This window comes from Lyngbya sp. CCY1209 (assembly GCF_035615495.1).
Lineage (GTDB): Bacteria > Cyanobacteriota > Cyanobacteriia > Cyanobacteriales > Microcoleaceae > Limnospira.
Genome location: NZ_JAJENU010000187.1, coordinates 14,189 through 28,848, shown reverse-complemented (window position 1 = coordinate 28,848; position 14,660 = coordinate 14,189). Strand labels below are relative to the sequence as shown.

At 54.8% G+C, this 14,660-nt stretch carries 16 protein-coding genes and 1 riboswitch; of the genes, 10 read left to right on the top strand and 6 right to left on the bottom strand.

Annotation, left to right across the window (positions count from 1 at the left end):
- Window positions 1-278: hypothetical protein (locus LKE08_RS03165; RefSeq protein WP_324702742.1), on the bottom strand; the 278-nt coding region annotated here is incomplete at its 3' end.
- Between LKE08_RS03165 and hflX the strand changes: the two genes are divergently transcribed.
- Complete coding sequence (gene hflX / locus LKE08_RS03160; protein WP_324702743.1) at window positions 207-1,937, top strand: GTPase HflX; 1,731 nt, start codon at window positions 207-209, stop codon at window positions 1,935-1,937. The two genes, LKE08_RS03165 and hflX, sit on opposite strands and share 72 nt — an antisense overlap.
- 118 nt (window positions 1,938-2,055) lie before the next feature.
- On the opposite strand, the gene LKE08_RS03155 is transcribed toward hflX, so the two are convergent.
- On the bottom strand, window positions 2,056-2,295 hold the full coding sequence (locus LKE08_RS03155; protein WP_324702741.1) for a hypothetical protein: 240 nt from the start codon (window positions 2,293-2,295) through the stop codon (window positions 2,056-2,058).
- A gap of 122 nt (window positions 2,296-2,417) precedes the next feature.
- On the bottom strand, window positions 2,418-3,530 hold the full coding sequence (gene gcvT / locus LKE08_RS03150; protein WP_324702740.1) for a glycine cleavage system aminomethyltransferase GcvT: 1,113 nt from the start codon (window positions 3,528-3,530) through the stop codon (window positions 2,418-2,420).
- Window positions 3,531-3,851: 321 nt separating this feature from the next.
- On the opposite strand from gcvT, the gene rseP reads away from it, so the two are divergent.
- The 3 genes from rseP (at window position 3,852) to rpsN (ending at window position 6,111) form a co-directional block, all read left to right on the top strand.
- Window positions 3,852-4,952, top strand: a complete 1,101-nt coding sequence (gene rseP, locus LKE08_RS03145) for an RIP metalloprotease RseP (RefSeq protein ID WP_324702739.1) — start codon at window positions 3,852-3,854, stop codon at window positions 4,950-4,952.
- Between the two features lie 162 nt (window positions 4,953-5,114).
- Complete coding sequence (nth, locus tag LKE08_RS03140; protein WP_324702738.1) at window positions 5,115-5,768, top strand: endonuclease III; 654 nt, start codon at window positions 5,115-5,117, stop codon at window positions 5,766-5,768.
- A gap of 40 nt (window positions 5,769-5,808) precedes the next feature.
- Entirely contained in the window at window positions 5,809-6,111 is a 303-nt protein-coding gene (gene rpsN, locus LKE08_RS03135; RefSeq protein WP_324702737.1) for a 30S ribosomal protein S14, read from the top strand.
- 136 nt (window positions 6,112-6,247) lie between these two features.
- On the opposite strand, the gene LKE08_RS03130 is transcribed toward rpsN, so the two are convergent.
- Both LKE08_RS03130 and LKE08_RS03125 read right to left on the bottom strand, forming a co-directional pair.
- On the bottom strand, window positions 6,248-6,577 hold the full coding sequence (locus LKE08_RS03130) for a hypothetical protein (RefSeq protein ID WP_324702736.1): 330 nt from the start codon (window positions 6,575-6,577) through the stop codon (window positions 6,248-6,250).
- A gap of 50 nt (window positions 6,578-6,627) precedes the next feature.
- Window positions 6,628-7,107, bottom strand: coding sequence for a hypothetical protein (locus tag LKE08_RS03125; RefSeq protein WP_324702735.1), 480 nt, complete (start codon window positions 7,105-7,107; stop codon window positions 6,628-6,630).
- Window positions 7,108-7,173: 66 nt separating this feature from the next.
- Here LKE08_RS03125 and aat point away from each other — a divergent pair, with 66 nt between their 5' ends.
- The 6 genes from aat to LKE08_RS03095 all read left to right on the top strand — a co-directional run bounded on the left by aat (window position 7,174) and on the right by LKE08_RS03095 (window position 10,878).
- A complete protein-coding gene (gene aat / locus LKE08_RS03120) occupies window positions 7,174-7,752 on the top strand; it encodes a leucyl/phenylalanyl-tRNA--protein transferase (protein WP_324702734.1) in 579 nt (192 codons plus the stop codon).
- A 43-nt stretch (window positions 7,753-7,795) separates the two neighbouring features.
- On the top strand, window positions 7,796-7,951 hold the full coding sequence (locus LKE08_RS03115) for a hypothetical protein (RefSeq protein ID WP_324702733.1): 156 nt from the start codon (window positions 7,796-7,798) through the stop codon (window positions 7,949-7,951).
- 29 nt (window positions 7,952-7,980) lie between these two features.
- A riboswitch (cobalamin riboswitch) is annotated at window positions 7,981-8,142 on the top strand.
- 22 nt (window positions 8,143-8,164) lie between these two features.
- On the top strand, window positions 8,165-8,920 hold the full coding sequence (locus tag LKE08_RS03110; RefSeq protein WP_324702732.1) for an energy-coupling factor ABC transporter permease: 756 nt from the start codon (window positions 8,165-8,167) through the stop codon (window positions 8,918-8,920).
- 10 nt (window positions 8,921-8,930) lie between these two features.
- Window positions 8,931-9,227, top strand: coding sequence for an energy-coupling factor ABC transporter substrate-binding protein (locus LKE08_RS03105; RefSeq protein WP_324702731.1), 297 nt, complete (start codon window positions 8,931-8,933; stop codon window positions 9,225-9,227).
- 9 nt (window positions 9,228-9,236) lie between these two features.
- The gene (cbiQ, locus tag LKE08_RS03100) at window positions 9,237-10,040 is read left to right on the top strand and encodes a cobalt ECF transporter T component CbiQ (RefSeq protein WP_324702730.1); all 804 of its coding nucleotides are present in this window, start codon (window positions 9,237-9,239) and stop codon (window positions 10,038-10,040) included.
- Complete coding sequence (locus tag LKE08_RS03095; protein WP_324702729.1) at window positions 10,024-10,878, top strand: ABC transporter ATP-binding protein; 855 nt, start codon at window positions 10,024-10,026, stop codon at window positions 10,876-10,878. The genes cbiQ and LKE08_RS03095 overlap by 17 nt, the downstream gene beginning before the upstream one ends.
- 167 nt (window positions 10,879-11,045) lie before the next feature.
- Here the strand turns inward: LKE08_RS03095 and LKE08_RS03090 are convergent, their stop codons facing one another.
- Window positions 11,046-14,612 (bottom strand): EAL domain-containing protein, encoded by a 3,567-nt coding sequence (locus tag LKE08_RS03090; RefSeq protein WP_324702728.1) that lies wholly within the window; start codon window positions 14,610-14,612, stop codon window positions 11,046-11,048.
- Window positions 14,613-14,660: the final 48 nt, after the last annotated feature.

Here is a 14,660-nt window from a genome sequence, read left to right as displayed (position 1 = left end):
TGAGGATGAAGAAACCGGGTTTCTATGAGAGTTTTTTTGGGGGGATGAGAAATGCGGGTAGAAACCCGGTTTCTAGCTACGGTTGGGGATGAAGAAACCGGTAGGGGCGAAAGATTTTTCGCCCCTACTGTTTTAGTGGCTCCCCCCCGCAGGCGGTCAAATTTTGTTATAATCACAGTTTTGAGTGCATTAAAAAAGGAGCGCCTATCGAAACGATCTACGGGAACCTGCAAGGTCTCAAGCCCAGTCAGCTCAAGCAACTCCAGCGCCTGTATCACCAGCGGATACCGGGCGATCGCATCACGACGCCGGAGTTTGCCCAGCGACTCGCCGCCGCCAGTACGGACATCGGCGAACCCGTCTGCGCCTACATCAACCGCCGGGGACAGGTGATCCGCGTCGGGGTGGGAAGCCCCCGCCAAACCCGCATCCCCCCCCTGGAACTGCCGCGCTACGGAAATGGCCGTCTGAGCGGCATCCGCTGCATCGCCACCCAGTCCAAATCGGAACCGCCCCGAGAATCGGCCCTGACGGCGATGGCAATGCAGCGCCTTGACGTCCTCGCCATCTTGACCCTGACGGGGACGGGATTTGAGCGCCGGGGGGGCGGCGGCACCGGCTATGTCAAAGATTGTTATTTGGCCCATCTCCTCCCCCAACAAGAAGACGAGGAAAACGAAACCCACCTGGACAATCCTCTCTCACCCGTCCCCTACTACGTCTCCCCCTCCACCAGCCTCGACGTCCTCTCCAACCAGGATTTTCTGGATTTGGTGGACGGGCTCGAAGCCGAATTTCAGCGGGAATTTGTCGCCCGAGATGTCAAGTCCGACCAGGATCGGGTGCTGCTGGTGGGGGTGCAGACAGCGGACGTTTCGTCCCAACGGTTCGAGGAGGGGTTGGAAGAATTGGCCCGCCTCGTGGATACGGCCGGGGGACGGGTGCTGCAAACCTTGCGACAGAAGCGATCGCGCCCTCACCCCCAAACCGTCGTCGGAGAGGGGAAAACCCAGGAAATCGCCCTCGCCGCCCAAACCTTCGGCGCCACCCTGATCGTATTCGATCGCGACCTGTCCCCGGCCCAAGTCCGCAACCTGGAAACCCGCATCGGCGTGCGGGTGGTCGATCGCACCGAAGTGATTTTGGATATTTTCGCCCAGCGGGCCCAGTCCGGCGCCGGGAAATTGCAGGTGGAACTCGCCCAACTCGAATACAGCCTGCCCCGCCTCACCGGACGGGGGGAAGCTATGTCCCGACTGGGGGGCGGCATCGGCACTCGGGGGCCGGGGGAAACCAAACTGGAGACGGAACGGCGGGCCATCCAGCGACGGATCGCCCGGTTGCAGAAGGAAGTCAACCAACTCCAGGCCCACCGATCGCGCTTGAGGCAGCGACGTCAGCGCCAGGAAGTCCCCACGGTGGCGATCGTCGGGTACACCAACGCCGGAAAATCCACCCTGTTGAACGTCCTCACCTCCTCCGAAATCTACACCGCCGACCAACTCTTCGCCACCCTCGACCCCACCACCCGCCGCCTCACCATCCCCGACGCGGTGACGGGGGAGGCCCAAACTATCGTCCTCACCGACACGGTGGGATTCATCCACGAACTGCCGCCAGCCTTAATTGACGCCTTCCGCGCCACCCTGGAGGAAGTCACCGACGCGGACGCCTTACTGCACGTCGTCGATCTCTCCCACCCCGCATGGCAGGCCCAGATCCGCTCGGTGATGGAAATTTTGACCCAAATGCCGATCACCCCCGGCCCCGCGCTGCTGGCGTTCAACAAGATCGATCGCGTCGATGGGGAGACATTGCGGTTCGCCCAGGAAGAGTACCCCCAGGCGGTGTTCATCTCGGCGGCCAAAGCCCTGGGTTTGGAAACCCTCCGCGGCCGGATGGCGCAGTTGGTCTATTATGCGATCGCCAATTCGTAAAGTAGGAGTCGGGAAAAGATGACCGAGAAACCGGGTTTCTAAAGGGATCTCGATTGTGTTCACCCGGGCGAATGAAGGACTTAATCGTTTGTTGCAGTTTTTTGTATCTAGAAATATGTTATCGCTCATGGGCTTCTTCCCGATCAAATTTATAATCGGGCGGCAGTTTGGCAGAATATTGTTGTGCCCACTCCAGGAATTTCTGTGTCCGTTCTTTGGGTTCCATCTCGGACTGAGCAGAAGATTCCGCATCTTCGACCAGCATCAAGGTCAGCTTTTGGCCTTCTAGGGCTGAATCCAGTTTTTCATCGAGGATTAAGCTGCCATTGTGGTAAGTTGCATGGAGTAATTTGCTCATGATCAATTTCTCCCTTTTTGTCCGCAGATTTCGCAGATTTTCGCAGATTATTGGTTTTGGGGGGGCCGAGGGGGGATTGATTGATAATTGTCAATTTTCAATGATCAATTATTCTGACTCCCTCACCGATGCGGCGATCGATAAAAGGGCCGCTTGACTACTTTGGCGGGGTAGGTTTTTTTGCGAATTTGCACTTCCAATTCCCGGCCGACTTTCGCCAATTCCGCCGGGACGTAGGCCAGGGCGATCGCTTTTTTGAGGGTGGGGGACATGGTGCCACTGGTGACTTCCCCGACGATTTCCCCGTCCGCCTTCACCGAATAGCCGTGGCGGGCGATGTGGCGCCCCTGCATTTCCAACCCCACCAGGCGCCGGGACACTCCCTTTGCTTTCTGTTGTTCCAAAACCGATCGCCCGATAAAGTCTCCCTTGTCGTCCAGGTGGACCAGCCACCGCAACCCGGCTTCCAACGGAGTCGTGTGGGTGTCGATATCCTGTCCGTACAGGGCCATCGCCGCTTCGAGTCGCAGGGTATCTCTGGCTCCCAAACCGCAGGGAGTCACCCCCGCTTCCAACAGGTGACGCCACAGGTCTACCCCCGTCGGCGGATCGACCATCACTTCAAACCCGTCCTCTCCGGTGTATCCCGTCCGTGCGATAAAGGCGGGTTTTCCCAATACGGTGGTTTCCGCGTGTCCGAAATTCCCCACCGCCGACAGGTCCGCTTCCACCAGGGGTTGCAGGACGGCTTCCGCTTCCGGACCCTGGACGGCGATCAGCGCTTTCGTCCGGGATAAATCGTCCAGATCGACGCCGGTTCCTTCTAAATGGGCGACAATCCAAGCTTTATCTCTGGATTTGGTGGCGGCGTTGACGATCGCCATTCCCCGCTGATTTCCGGTCGCCCGGTCGATGCCTTGATAGTAAAAAATGAAGTCGTCTAAAATGCCGCCACTGGCATTGAGCAGCACCGTGTACTGGGCTTGACCCGGTTCCAGGCGACTGAGGTCGGACGGGACCAGGGGTTGGAGGGCGGCGACTAATTGCTGGCCTTTGAGGGCGAATTTGCCCATGTGGGAAATGTCGAACATTCCCAGATGCGATCGCACGGCTTCGTGTTCAGGGGTGATCCCGGTGTACTGCACCGCCATTTCCCAACCGGAAAAGGGCACCATGCGGGCGTTGAGTTCGACGGACAGATCGTAGAGGGGGGTGCGGGCGAGGGGTGGTTTCATAGCCAAATACGACGGTTTGGGCGGTTTGAGCTTCAACTTGTGCGGATGATGTTTTCTATCTTACGGGAAACTCAGGGTTTGAGTCAGTTCGTCCAAAAATCGGATGTGTAGCAGGTAAGAGGCAATAGGCAAGAGGCAACGGGGAGAAAAACCTTTCACCGTCTGGGTTGGAGAATCGGTCGCCGTCCCGATCGCCCCGGCGGTCGCCCGATCAGCTTTCTGGCTGAGGGCTGAGGGCGGATTTCCGGACTTGCCGTGGCTTCGGGTTGGGGAAGATGTCAGAATAATAGAATTGGTTAATTACTGAACTCGGAATTATTCATGTCAATATTGGCTGCGATCGCGGTTCTCGGAATTTTGATTGTCGTCCATGAACTCGGCCATTTCATGGCGGCGCGCCTCCAGCACATTCACGTCAATCGCTTCTCCATCGGCTTCGGGCCGATTTTGTGGAAATATCAGGGTTCGGAAACCGAATATGCCCTCAGAGGCTTTCCCCTCGGGGGTTTCGTGGGGTTCCCGGATGAAGACCCGGACAGCACCATCCCGCCGGACGACCCGGACCTGTTGAGCAACCGCCCCATTCTTGATCGCGCGATCGTGATCAGTGCGGGCGTGATCGCCAATTTGATTTTCGCCTACTTCCTGCTCGTCGCCCAGGTCGGACTCGTGGGCATCCCGGAATTTAACTACGATCCCGGCGTGCGGGTCCCCGCCGTCGCCAGCGAAGTCAGTTCGGCGGCGGCTCAAGCCGGCATTCGGGCCGACGATCTGATCGTCGCCGTGGACGGGGAGGAACTCGGCGCCTCTAAGGACTCCATCACCCGCCTGATCGAGGTGATTCAAAACCACCCGAACCAGCCCCTGCCCATGACCATTCAACGGGACGATCGCACCCTCCCCGTCACCGTCACCCCGCAACCCGGAGAAGATGGGAAAGGCCGCATCGGCGTGCAACTGAGCCCCAACGGCGAAATCGTCCGCTACCGCGCCGACGGGCCGATCGACGCCTTTGTCAAAGGTGCGGCGGAGTTCCAGCGCATCACCGATCTGACGTTGCAAGGATTTTCCCAACTGATCAACAACTTCGGGGAAACGGCGGGGCAACTCTCCGGCCCGGTGGGCATCGTCGCGATCGGTGCGGACATCGCCCGTTCGGACGCCGCCAGTTTATTTCAATTCGCCGCCCTGATCAGCATCAACCTGGCGATCATCAACATCCTGCCCCTGCCGGCCCTCGACGGCGGCCAGTTGGCGTTTCTCCTCATCGAAGCCCTGCGCGGAAAACCCCTCCCCAGCCGCGTCCAAGAAAGCGTCATGCAGACGGGGTTGATGTTGCTGTTGGGATTGGGGATTTTCCTGATCATCCGGGATACCGCCAACCTGACCGATCTCACCTGGGTGCGATCGCTCTTCCAGTAGGTCGCCCTTCCGTACTGGGGGGAGGGGATTGGCGAACCGACAGGCCCAATGCCCCGACTCCCCAACTTTAGATTGACTCATTCCCCCTTTCCCGTTGCCTCTCACCTATTGCCTGTCACCTATTGCCTGTCACCTATTGCCTATTGCCTCTTATAACTTTCCATGACGAATCGCAAAAAAATCGGCGATCGCAAGCGGGCCCTGGAACTTCTGGTCCGCCTCAAACGCCTCTACCCCGACGCGGGATGTACGTTGGCCTATCAAACCCCCCTGCAATTGTTGGTCGCCACCATGCTCTCGGCCCAGTGCACCGATGAGCGGGTCAATCAAGTCACCCCGGCCTTATTTCGCCGCTTCCCCGATGCCTTTTCCCTGGCGACGGCGGACTTGGAAGAGGTGCAAACCCTGGTGCGGTCCACCGGATTTTATCGCAACAAGGCCCGCAATATTAAAGAAGCGTCTCGCCTGATTGTGGAAAAGTTCGGCGGGGAAGTCCCGAAGCGGATGGAGGAATTGCTGGAGTTGCCGGGAGTCGCCCGCAAAACGGCGAATGTGGTGCTCGCCAACGCCTACGGCATCAACATGGGGGTGACGGTGGATACCCACGTCCGGCGCCTCAGCCGACGCCTGGGGTTGACGGAACAGGAAAATCCGATCCGCATCGAGCGGGATTTGATGCAACTTCTGCCCCAGGCGGACTGGGAAAATTGGTCGATCCGCCTGATCTACCACGGCCGTGCGATCTGTACGGCCCGAAAGCCGGCGTGTTATGATTGTGAATTGTCTGATTTATGTCCGTCGGCCGGGAAGTGCTGACGGGAAAACTCTCAAAATTTGGAGGCATTAACACTTCGACATGGCTAAAAAAAGCATGATCGAGCGCGACAAGAAGCGCAAACAGCTCGTCGAAAAATATTCGGACAAGCGGGCTGAACTCAAAGAGCAGTTTCGGACGGCCACCTCTCAGGCTCAAAAAATGGCGATTCACCGCCAGATCCAGCAATTGCCCCGCAACAGCTCCCGGACTCGGGTGCGGAATAGATGCTGGGTGACGGGACGGCCTCGGGGATACTACCGGGATTTCGGACTCTGTCGCAACCAAATTCGGGAAATGGCCCACAAGGGACTGTTGCCGGGAGTGGTCAAGTCCAGTTGGTAGGGGTTTTGTAAGTCAAAAGTCAAAAGTCAAAAGTCAAAAGTCTGAACTTTTGATGAATCAGGCTCCGGGATGCGGAGGAAGAAATAACCCCCCCTCTGCCTCCTCTGCCTCCTCTGCCCCCTCTGCTCCGTTGTCTTTAATGGCCGCAGCAGCGTTCGTACCCTAGGCTGTCGAGGAGTAGGTCGCTGACGGCGTTGGCGATGGCGAACTCGCCGAAAAAGCTTTTGGAAAAGTCGAACGCTTCCATCTCCGTGACGATCGCGATCACGAGGCAACCCAGATCGTTCTCGCCCTCCATCCGCTGGCGGACGAAGATTTGGGAGGCCCGTTCGGCAATTTCCGCGTTGACGGCCTCGGGAATAAATTCGCGATCGAGCCAGTCGTGCAGGGCTGTTTGCAGCCACTCTCCTTCCTGGCGGGGGTTTTCGACCGGGGGCAGGGTGATGGGTTTGAGCGGTTCAGGCATAGGCTCTTTAGATTTGCAAGAACGGCTGGAACTGACGTTGACAACAACGGTCACTGTTGAACCACGGTGACGACCGGGGACTCCAAGGTGTCCTCCGTCTCGATTTGATTCGTCCGGTTCAGTTCGTCTATTCTAGCTTGGATCAGTTCCACCAGTTGCACCCGAACCAGTTCGGCGAAGATCCGGTTGATGGAAGATTCGAGGGGATTGGCTTCCGCTTTGCAGGAAACCTGGTAGGTTTTGTACTTCTTGGTCTTGTAGGATTTGGTTTTCGGATCGAGAACTTGATTTTTGGTAGTCCGACTTTGGATCGAGACGGAGGGATGGGGCCGCCGATACCAAAACAGGCGGTAGGAGCGGGTATTTTCGTTGCTCAGAAAGCGCAAAATTGTATCGGTGGTTCCCGACAGCCGGACGGCGTAAGTGTTCTCCACCTTGTGAATTTGTAAATACCCCCAATCTTTTTCGGTTTTATTGAGGAGTTTGCCCAAGGTGTTCTCAAGTACGGGATAAGAATCCTGCTTTAGCATAATATTTGAAACAAAAAATACGGTTCTATATTCAACCTTATTTCATCATATCAGAATTAGAAAAATATGCAATATGACCTCTCGGAAATTATTGAAGGGTACGCCCGGGGCTATTTCTTGATGGCGAACGACGGGGAAGATTCTTTGGGGTGGTATACGAGTCGCGAGCGGGCGCTCATTCCCCTCGACGATCGCTTCCGTTACCCGCGATCGCTGCGGCGAGCCCTGAATCAAAATCGCTTTGAAGTGGCGGTCAATCGGGATTTTAACGGGGTTTTGGAGGGCTGCGCCAATCGGGAAAGCACCTGGATTTCTTCGGAATTGAAGAGCATTTATCGGTTGTTGAATGAGGCGGGATGGGCCCACAGTTTTGAAACCTGGCAGGGCGATCGCCTCGCGGGGGGGATTTTGGGTCTCGTCATCGGCGGGGCATTCATCGGGGAATCGATGTTTTTCAACATTCCGGAAGGCTCGAAAGTGGCGATGGTGAAGTTGGTCGAACGGCTGCGATCGCGGAATTTTATCCTCTTCGATGCCCAAATGAACAACCCCCACCTGGAGCGGTTCGGCGCTTATATCGTCACCCAAAAAAAGTATAATAAATTACTCGCAAAAGCCCTGGAAAGAGACTGTTATTTGCAATAAGATTGGGGTCGGTCTTGATTGTCATTGCGGAGGCAACTCTCAAATGCAGGTCGAAATTTATATTTTAGTTGACCATTCCAAACCCTCGACCCGAGTTGACGTTTTCGGGTCGGAACCCGACGCAATTTTGGCAAAAAATCGCCGGGACGAGCCGTCGAAAGTTGAAATTTTCAAAAAGAAAATTGACATCCCCACTTAATTGGATGATGACTGGGTTCGATTCTGTGGTACAATACCAAAACTGTCGGTTTCAGGGGGGAACAGCCCCTGGAGGTAACGGGGAAAGTTCGGTGAAAATCCGGCGCTGTCCCGCAACTGTGAGCAGATTTTGTAAAGAATTGTAACCAAAATCTGTGAGTCAGGATGCCCGCCGATCGCGCGATCCATCACTCATAACATCTGCGAGGTACGGATGAGAAAAATGAATCGAAAATTGCACCTTGCCGCGATGGCAGGGTTGAGCTTTTATATCATTATCGGCGCCGCCGCCCCCGCCCAGGCGATGCACATCATGGAAGGATTTTTGCCCCTTCCCTGGGCGGTTTTTTGGTGGGTGTTGGCGTTGCCATTTTTCGCGATCGGATTGCGATCGCTCACCCAAATCACCCGAGAACACCCCGAACTCAAACTCTTAATTGCCCTCGCCGGAGCCTTCAGTTTCGTCCTTTCCGCCCTCAAAATTCCCTCCGTCACCGGCAGTTGTTCCCACCCCACCGGGACGGGTTTGGGGACGGTTTTATTCGGCCCTTGGGTGATGACCGTTTTGGGCAGTTTGGTGCTATTATTTCAAGCCGTATTACTCGCCCACGGCGGCTTGACAACCCTCGGTGCCAACGCCTTTTCGATGGCGGTAGTCGGCCCCTGGGTGGCTTTCGCCATCTATGGATTATCCCTGAAATTCGGACGGCAGAAATTGGGCATTTTCTCGGCGGCAACCCTGGGAAGTTTGGCAACTTATCTGGTGACATCAGTTCAGTTAGCCATCGCCTTTCCCGCCGCTTCCGGCGGCATCCTCGCTTCCTTCCTCAAGTTTGCCGGAATTTTTGCCCTCACCCAACTGCCCCTCTCCGTCAGCGAAGGATTGTTGACAGTATTGGTTTGGAATTGGCTGCAATCTTACGCCACCGAAGAACTACAAACCTTGAAACTTTTGAACGTCAATAACTAGGGAAAAAACGATGCAACCTTCAGAAAAATCATCCAAAAATGGCAACGGACTCATGATTCTGGCTGTCATCGTCCTGGCGGTTTTACCTTTAATTTTCGTGCGGGGAGAATACGGCGGTGCCGACGGGGAAGCGGAGCAGGCGATCGCGGAAATTCGACCCGACTATCAACCCTGGTTTGAACCCGTCCTAGAACTTCCCAGCGGCGAAGTCGAAAGCCTGCTATTTGTATCCCAAGCCGCGATCGGCGCCGGAATTGTCGGATATGTCATCGGCCTGTATAAAGGGCGCAAAGAAAGAAAAAACTGACCCGTTTAAATGCACCATCAAATTGATTCCCTAGCCTACAGCAATCGGCTGCGTTATTTACCCCCCGAACACAAATTGCTATTTGCGGCGACGCTATTTTGCTTCGGTTTCGCGGCTCCACCCGTCCTGCAAATTTTAATAACAATCTGGATGGCCATCTGGATCGTCGGTTACGCTCAAATTCCGGCTTCCATTTACCTGAAATTGCAGGCCATTCCCCTGGCGTTTTGGTTCGCCAGCCTTCCCGCTTTAGTTTTGGGGACAGTTTGGGTCGCCCATATCGAATCCATCCGAGCCGATGTAATCTGGGGAATCAGTTTGGGAAATGTCTTCCTCTATTGTAGTCGGCAAGGTATCCAACAAGCCGGTTTTCTGCTGACCCGTTCCGTGGCGTTGACCTCCTGTATGTATTTTATTTTGCTGACGACTCCCTTCGCGGAAATGATCCGAATTTTGAGAAAAATTGGCTGTCCTGGTGCGATCGCGGAACTGCTGACGCTGATGTATCGGTTTATTTTCCTGTTGACCGAAACTGCCAACCAACTGCTGATCGCTCAACAGGTGCGGGTGGGTTACGGGAACTGGAAAACCGGACTTCGCAGCGCCGGCATTGTCGCCGGTCAACTGCTGCACCAAACCCTCGAAAATTACCGTCAAATTGCCCTCGGATTGACCTCGCGGGGATATGGGGGAGAGTTGCAGGTTTGGTCGATTCGCCGGGACAAACCGAACCCCCGATATACAGCCGAGGCGGTATTCGGTTGTTGGCTGCTGTTCGTGAGTATCGGGTGGTCTTATGTCGCCAGAATATAACCTATTGGAATTCGACGGCGTTTCCTATACTTATCCCTGCAATCAGCGCCCGACCCTTCAGGATTTTACCCTGGATATTCAGTCGCACCGACGCCACGCCGCGATCGGTCGCAACGGCTGCGGAAAAACCACCTTTTTTCGGCTTGCGAACGGGTTGTATCGGCCCCAAAAAGGGGTGATTCGCTGGCGGGGAAAGCCGCTGAAGTACGATCGCACCTCCCTCAATCAATTGCGCCAACAGGTGGGTTTGGTCTTCCAAAATCCCGAACAACAGTTGGTGGCGACGACCGTAGAAGAAGATATTTCCTACGGACTCTGCAATCTGGGTTTGTCCGAGTCGGAAATCGCCCGCAGAGTCGGGCAAACTTTGCGGGATTTCGACTTAATGAGTTTAGCCGATGCGCCGATCAACTATCTGAGTTTGGGGCAGAAAAAGCGGGTTTCCATCGCCGACGTGATGGTTTTACAACCGCAATTGTTATTTCTGGACGAACCAACTGCCTACCTCGATCCCTATCAAGTTCGCAATTTTCACACCCTTTTAAATCGCATTCAAGAGATGGGGACGACTGTCGTTTTGGCGACCCACAATTTGGATTTTGTGGAAGCCTGGGCGGATTGGGTATTTGTCATCGACGGCGGACGGGTGGCGTTGGAGGGAACCCCGGAAACGGTTTTTAACCAAATACAGAAATTGCGAGATTTGGGTTTGGGGGTTCCGCTGGTTTTTGACGTGATGAATGGGTTGATGGAAGATGAGGCGATCGCCCTTTCTCCCGAACAGTTGCGAGGGATTCGGCATCACATCCGCCGCCGAAGTTGGCATGGAGAAGGTTAATATTTTCGGCTTTTTGCGATCAGATCAAATCCTGAAAATTAACCACACAACATCTGTGGCCGCAGCGATCGGGGAAATTTCCTTTCACCCTCCCTTTCCCCCTTTCCCTTAACCCCTCCCTACACCCGATCGCAGTTGGTCCGGTAAATAACCGGATCTGATAGAATTTACTGTAGCGACATGGGGGGTTGAAGTTCGGTTTCTTGGCGACTCAATAACGCTTCGACCGCTTCACAGTTGAGGGGGCGGAAGAAGAAATAACCCTGTCCGTATTTGCAGTTAAATTGTTGGAGTTGGTGCAGTTGTTCGGCCGTTTCGATCCCCTCCGCGATCGCATCCATCCGCAGGCTCTGGGCGAGGGCGACGATCACCCGGACAATCTCCAGCTTATCTTCCGCGCCGGGAATTTTGCTCACAAAAGAGCGGTCGATTTTGAGGATATCCACCGGGAATTGGTGCAGGTAGCCCAGGGAACAATAACCGGTCCCGAAGTCGTCGATACAGATTTTAATTTGCTGGTGTTTGAGTTGAGTCAAGGTGGCGATCGCCAGTTGAGGATCGGCCATGATCGCAGTTTCGGTAATTTCCAACTTCAAATCCGAACCCCCCACCCCCGTTTCGGTCAAAATTTGGCCGATGCGGCGGCTCAGATCGGCCGTAAATTGCTGCGAGGAAAGATTGACACTCATCATCAACGAAGAATAAATCGAAAAGCGTTCCTTCCACTCGCTCAACTGATAACAAGCCTTTCGCAATACCCATTCGCCAATTTCGACAATCAATCCCGCCTCTTCCGCCACAGGAATGAACTCGGCGGGGGAGATCAATCCCTCTTCCGGATGCTGCCACCGCAACAGGGCTTCAAACCCGGCAATTTTTCCGTTCGACAATTCGACAATTGGCTGATAATGCAGTTGAAATTCTTGCCGTTCCAAAGCAAACCGCAACTGAGTTTGCAGGTACAAACGCCGGAGGGCATCGGTTCGCATGGTGGCGTCGAACACCACGGAGCACCCCTTTCCCTGCTGTTTGGCGCGATACATCGCCGTGTCCGCGTCCCGCAACACTTCCGGCGAACTTCCATAGTCCGGAGTCCCCTGCACGATGCCGATACTCGCCCCGGTAAAAACCTGATGTTCCTGAAGGAGAAACGGCCTTCTCAAAGCCTTTTGAATCCGCTCTGCCGTGGCGTTCGCCTCGGTCAGATCGACGATATTTTCGAGCAGGACGGTGAACTCATCTCCCCCCAGTCGGGCGAGGATATCTTGGGGGCGAATGCAGGTTTTCAACCGCCGTCCGATCTCGATCAGGAGGCGGTCGCCGATGCCGTGTCCGAGGCTGTCGTTGATAAATTTGAAGCCGTCTAGATCTAAAAATAAGATGGCGAACCCGTAATTTTCGCCCCTTTGGCACCGTTCGAGCGAACGCTCCAATCGCTCCAAGAAAAAGGAGCGATTCCACAAATTGGTCAGGGAATCATGGGAGGCGCTGTGGCGCAATTTCTCCTCGGTTTGTTTTAAATGGGTCATCTCGATAATTGACCCTTCGTAGTAGAGTACCCGCCGGTCGCGATCGCTGCAAATCGCCCGGACATTTTGTAAAATCCAGATGGAACTCCCATCCCGCCGATAAACCTGAGCTTCAAAATTAGAAACCGATCCCCGAGTTTGCAAGAGGTGGATGAATTGTCGGTTGGTTTTGGCGTCGAGATATTTAATTTGGGCTCCCCGCGCCATCAATTCCGCTTCCGATTCGTAGCCAAAAATTTTCGCCAAAGCGGGATTGGCGCTGATAAATTGCCCCCGCAAATCGAGTTGAAAAATTCCCTCCAACGCATTCTCGAAAATATCGCGATATTTCGCCTCCGCCTGCTTGCGTTGAAAAACGGAACCCAACTGCGTGGCGACCGAAGACACCAGTTCCACCAGGCGCTGCTCTTTTTCCCGGGGAGCCGACAGGAAAAAAACCAAGATGGCCAGCACTTGCCCGTCCGCCAAAATGGGGACGCCAAATCCGGCTTTGAACCCGAACTCTTTGGCGAGTTGACGGCGGGGAAATTTCCCCGGGGATTCCCGGGAAATATCCCGAGTCCATTCCGGCTGTCGGGAAGCCCAGACCCGCCCCGGCAAACCTTCGTTGAACTTGAGGAGAAATTCCCGGCTGCGTTGGCGAAATGCGATCGCATTTGCCTGGGACTCGTAGCTCACTGAACTGTATTCGAGATGGGTTTTTTCCGGGTTGGGAATCCAGGCTTCCCCGAATTCCCAACCCGTGGTTTCACACAGCGAATGCAGTGCCACTTGCAAAGCTGCGTCGAAGTTGGGGGCGATGCTGACGGCGCGGGTAATTTGTTGGAGGAGGCGCAATTCTTCCTCGGCCCGCTTGCGGTCGGTGACGTCCAAACCGGCCCCCACGAAATATTCATATTCGCCCGTTTCTTCATTAAAAACCGCTCGACCGTGCCATTCGACGATAATTTCCCGGCCGTCCCGGGCGACCATGTGTTCCTCGGTGCGGATGGGGAGGCGGCGGTTGACCATCAACTCGAATATCCACGACGAGCTGTCCCCTTTTTTGGGGACGAAAGTGGCGGTGTAATTCATCCCCTCGACTTCTTCCTGGGTGTAACCCAACGTATTGAGCATGACGGGATTCATTAACTTCACCTGACCTTCGACATCCAGGACGATAAAGAAAGCCGGGTTGGCGTCGAATAGGGTTTGGGTGAAGTCTTTTTCTTTTTGGAGGGCAACTTCGGCTTTTTGACGCTCCAACATTTCCCGCTGCATCCGATTAGCTAGGGGACGCAGCACCGATATCAAGCACCCCGTCCCCAGCAAAATCAGGAGCAGCATTCCCCCCCCGAGAAGGGAAATCTGTTGGTAAACGGGGCCGTAGAGTTGCCGTTTATTTTCGGCGACAATCAACCCCCAATTGATATTTTGGATGGGGCTGTAGGCGATAAAATCGTCGCAGGTGCGGCACCAGAGGGCGATCGGTTCGGTGCGCTTTCCCTTTTGGAGGGCCGTGGGGATGGCGGGATCTTCGAGCAGTCGTGCCATTTCGTCGGTTTGGCGATCGCTCCAAATTGATAAAGGCCGGACTTGACGATTTTCTTCGATCGCCAAAAGTATGCTGTTGGACGGGGAAAAGCGGATTTGATTTTCGACGAGATCCTGAATGTTCGACAACCGAAATAAGAGGAGGTGGGCGCTATTTTTTCCGACGGGAGTTCCAACGAGCAGGTGAAGGGTATTGTCAATTTCGAGGGGACCGGCGACCCAACCCGAAGGCGTGTTGACCTTGGGTTGGCCCAGAAATTCTGGGGAGATGGGGACTCCCACATTTAAAATGGGAGTACCGCCGTTTGTAACATAGGCCATTCCGACGACGGACTCATCGAGCAAATCTCGGAATTTATTTTCGATCGTTTCCAAGGTTTGAGCCGAAACATTTTCGGCCGAGTTGAGCATCGGAAACAATTTTTGATAACTGTCGCGATTGGCGATGGACTCCCCCGCTTCGATGGCTTTATCGACGCGATCGGAAATCCTGACGGCGATCATTTGAGCCGCAAATATCAGTTGTTTCTCTTCTTGTTGTTTGAGGCGATTATAGAGTGGCAGCAGGCTTAAAATTGCGGTCAGACTGCCGATCGCAAGCAATCCGAGGGCGGAACTCGTAATCATCGATAGCTTCAGCAGTCGCACTTTGTTTCCGAGTTTTTCTTTCATTGTTTGATCGCTTGAATTGTTTCCGGATCGCGGAGTGAATGGGATGAC

What these genes read in the sequence shown, in the direction of transcription:
- LKE08_RS03155 (WP_324702741.1), bottom strand. Translation starts at nt 2,295, where the DNA reads ATGAGCAAATTACTCCATGCAACTTACCACAATGGCAGCTTAATCCTC.
- gcvT (WP_324702740.1), bottom strand. Translation starts at nt 3,530, where the DNA reads ATGAAACCACCCCTCGCCCGCACCCCCCTCTACGATCTGTCCGTCGAA.
- rseP (WP_324702739.1), top strand. Translation starts at nt 3,852, where the DNA reads ATGTCAATATTGGCTGCGATCGCGGTTCTCGGAATTTTGATTGTCGTC.
- nth (WP_324702738.1), top strand. Translation starts at nt 5,115, where the DNA reads ATGACGAATCGCAAAAAAATCGGCGATCGCAAGCGGGCCCTGGAACTT.
- rpsN (WP_324702737.1), top strand. Translation starts at nt 5,809, where the DNA reads ATGGCTAAAAAAAGCATGATCGAGCGCGACAAGAAGCGCAAACAGCTC.
- LKE08_RS03130 (WP_324702736.1), bottom strand. Translation starts at nt 6,577, where the DNA reads ATGCCTGAACCGCTCAAACCCATCACCCTGCCCCCGGTCGAAAACCCC.
- LKE08_RS03125 (WP_324702735.1), bottom strand. Translation starts at nt 7,107, where the DNA reads ATGCTAAAGCAGGATTCTTATCCCGTACTTGAGAACACCTTGGGCAAA.
- aat (WP_324702734.1), top strand. Translation starts at nt 7,174, where the DNA reads ATGCAATATGACCTCTCGGAAATTATTGAAGGGTACGCCCGGGGCTAT.
- LKE08_RS03115 (WP_324702733.1), top strand. Translation starts at nt 7,796, where the DNA reads ATGCAGGTCGAAATTTATATTTTAGTTGACCATTCCAAACCCTCGACC.
- LKE08_RS03110 (WP_324702732.1), top strand. Translation starts at nt 8,165, where the DNA reads ATGAGAAAAATGAATCGAAAATTGCACCTTGCCGCGATGGCAGGGTTG.
- LKE08_RS03105 (WP_324702731.1), top strand. Translation starts at nt 8,931, where the DNA reads ATGCAACCTTCAGAAAAATCATCCAAAAATGGCAACGGACTCATGATT.
- cbiQ (WP_324702730.1), top strand. Translation starts at nt 9,237, where the DNA reads ATGCACCATCAAATTGATTCCCTAGCCTACAGCAATCGGCTGCGTTAT.
- LKE08_RS03095 (WP_324702729.1), top strand. Translation starts at nt 10,024, where the DNA reads ATGTCGCCAGAATATAACCTATTGGAATTCGACGGCGTTTCCTATACT.
- LKE08_RS03090 (WP_324702728.1), bottom strand. Translation starts at nt 14,612, where the DNA reads ATGAAAGAAAAACTCGGAAACAAAGTGCGACTGCTGAAGCTATCGATG.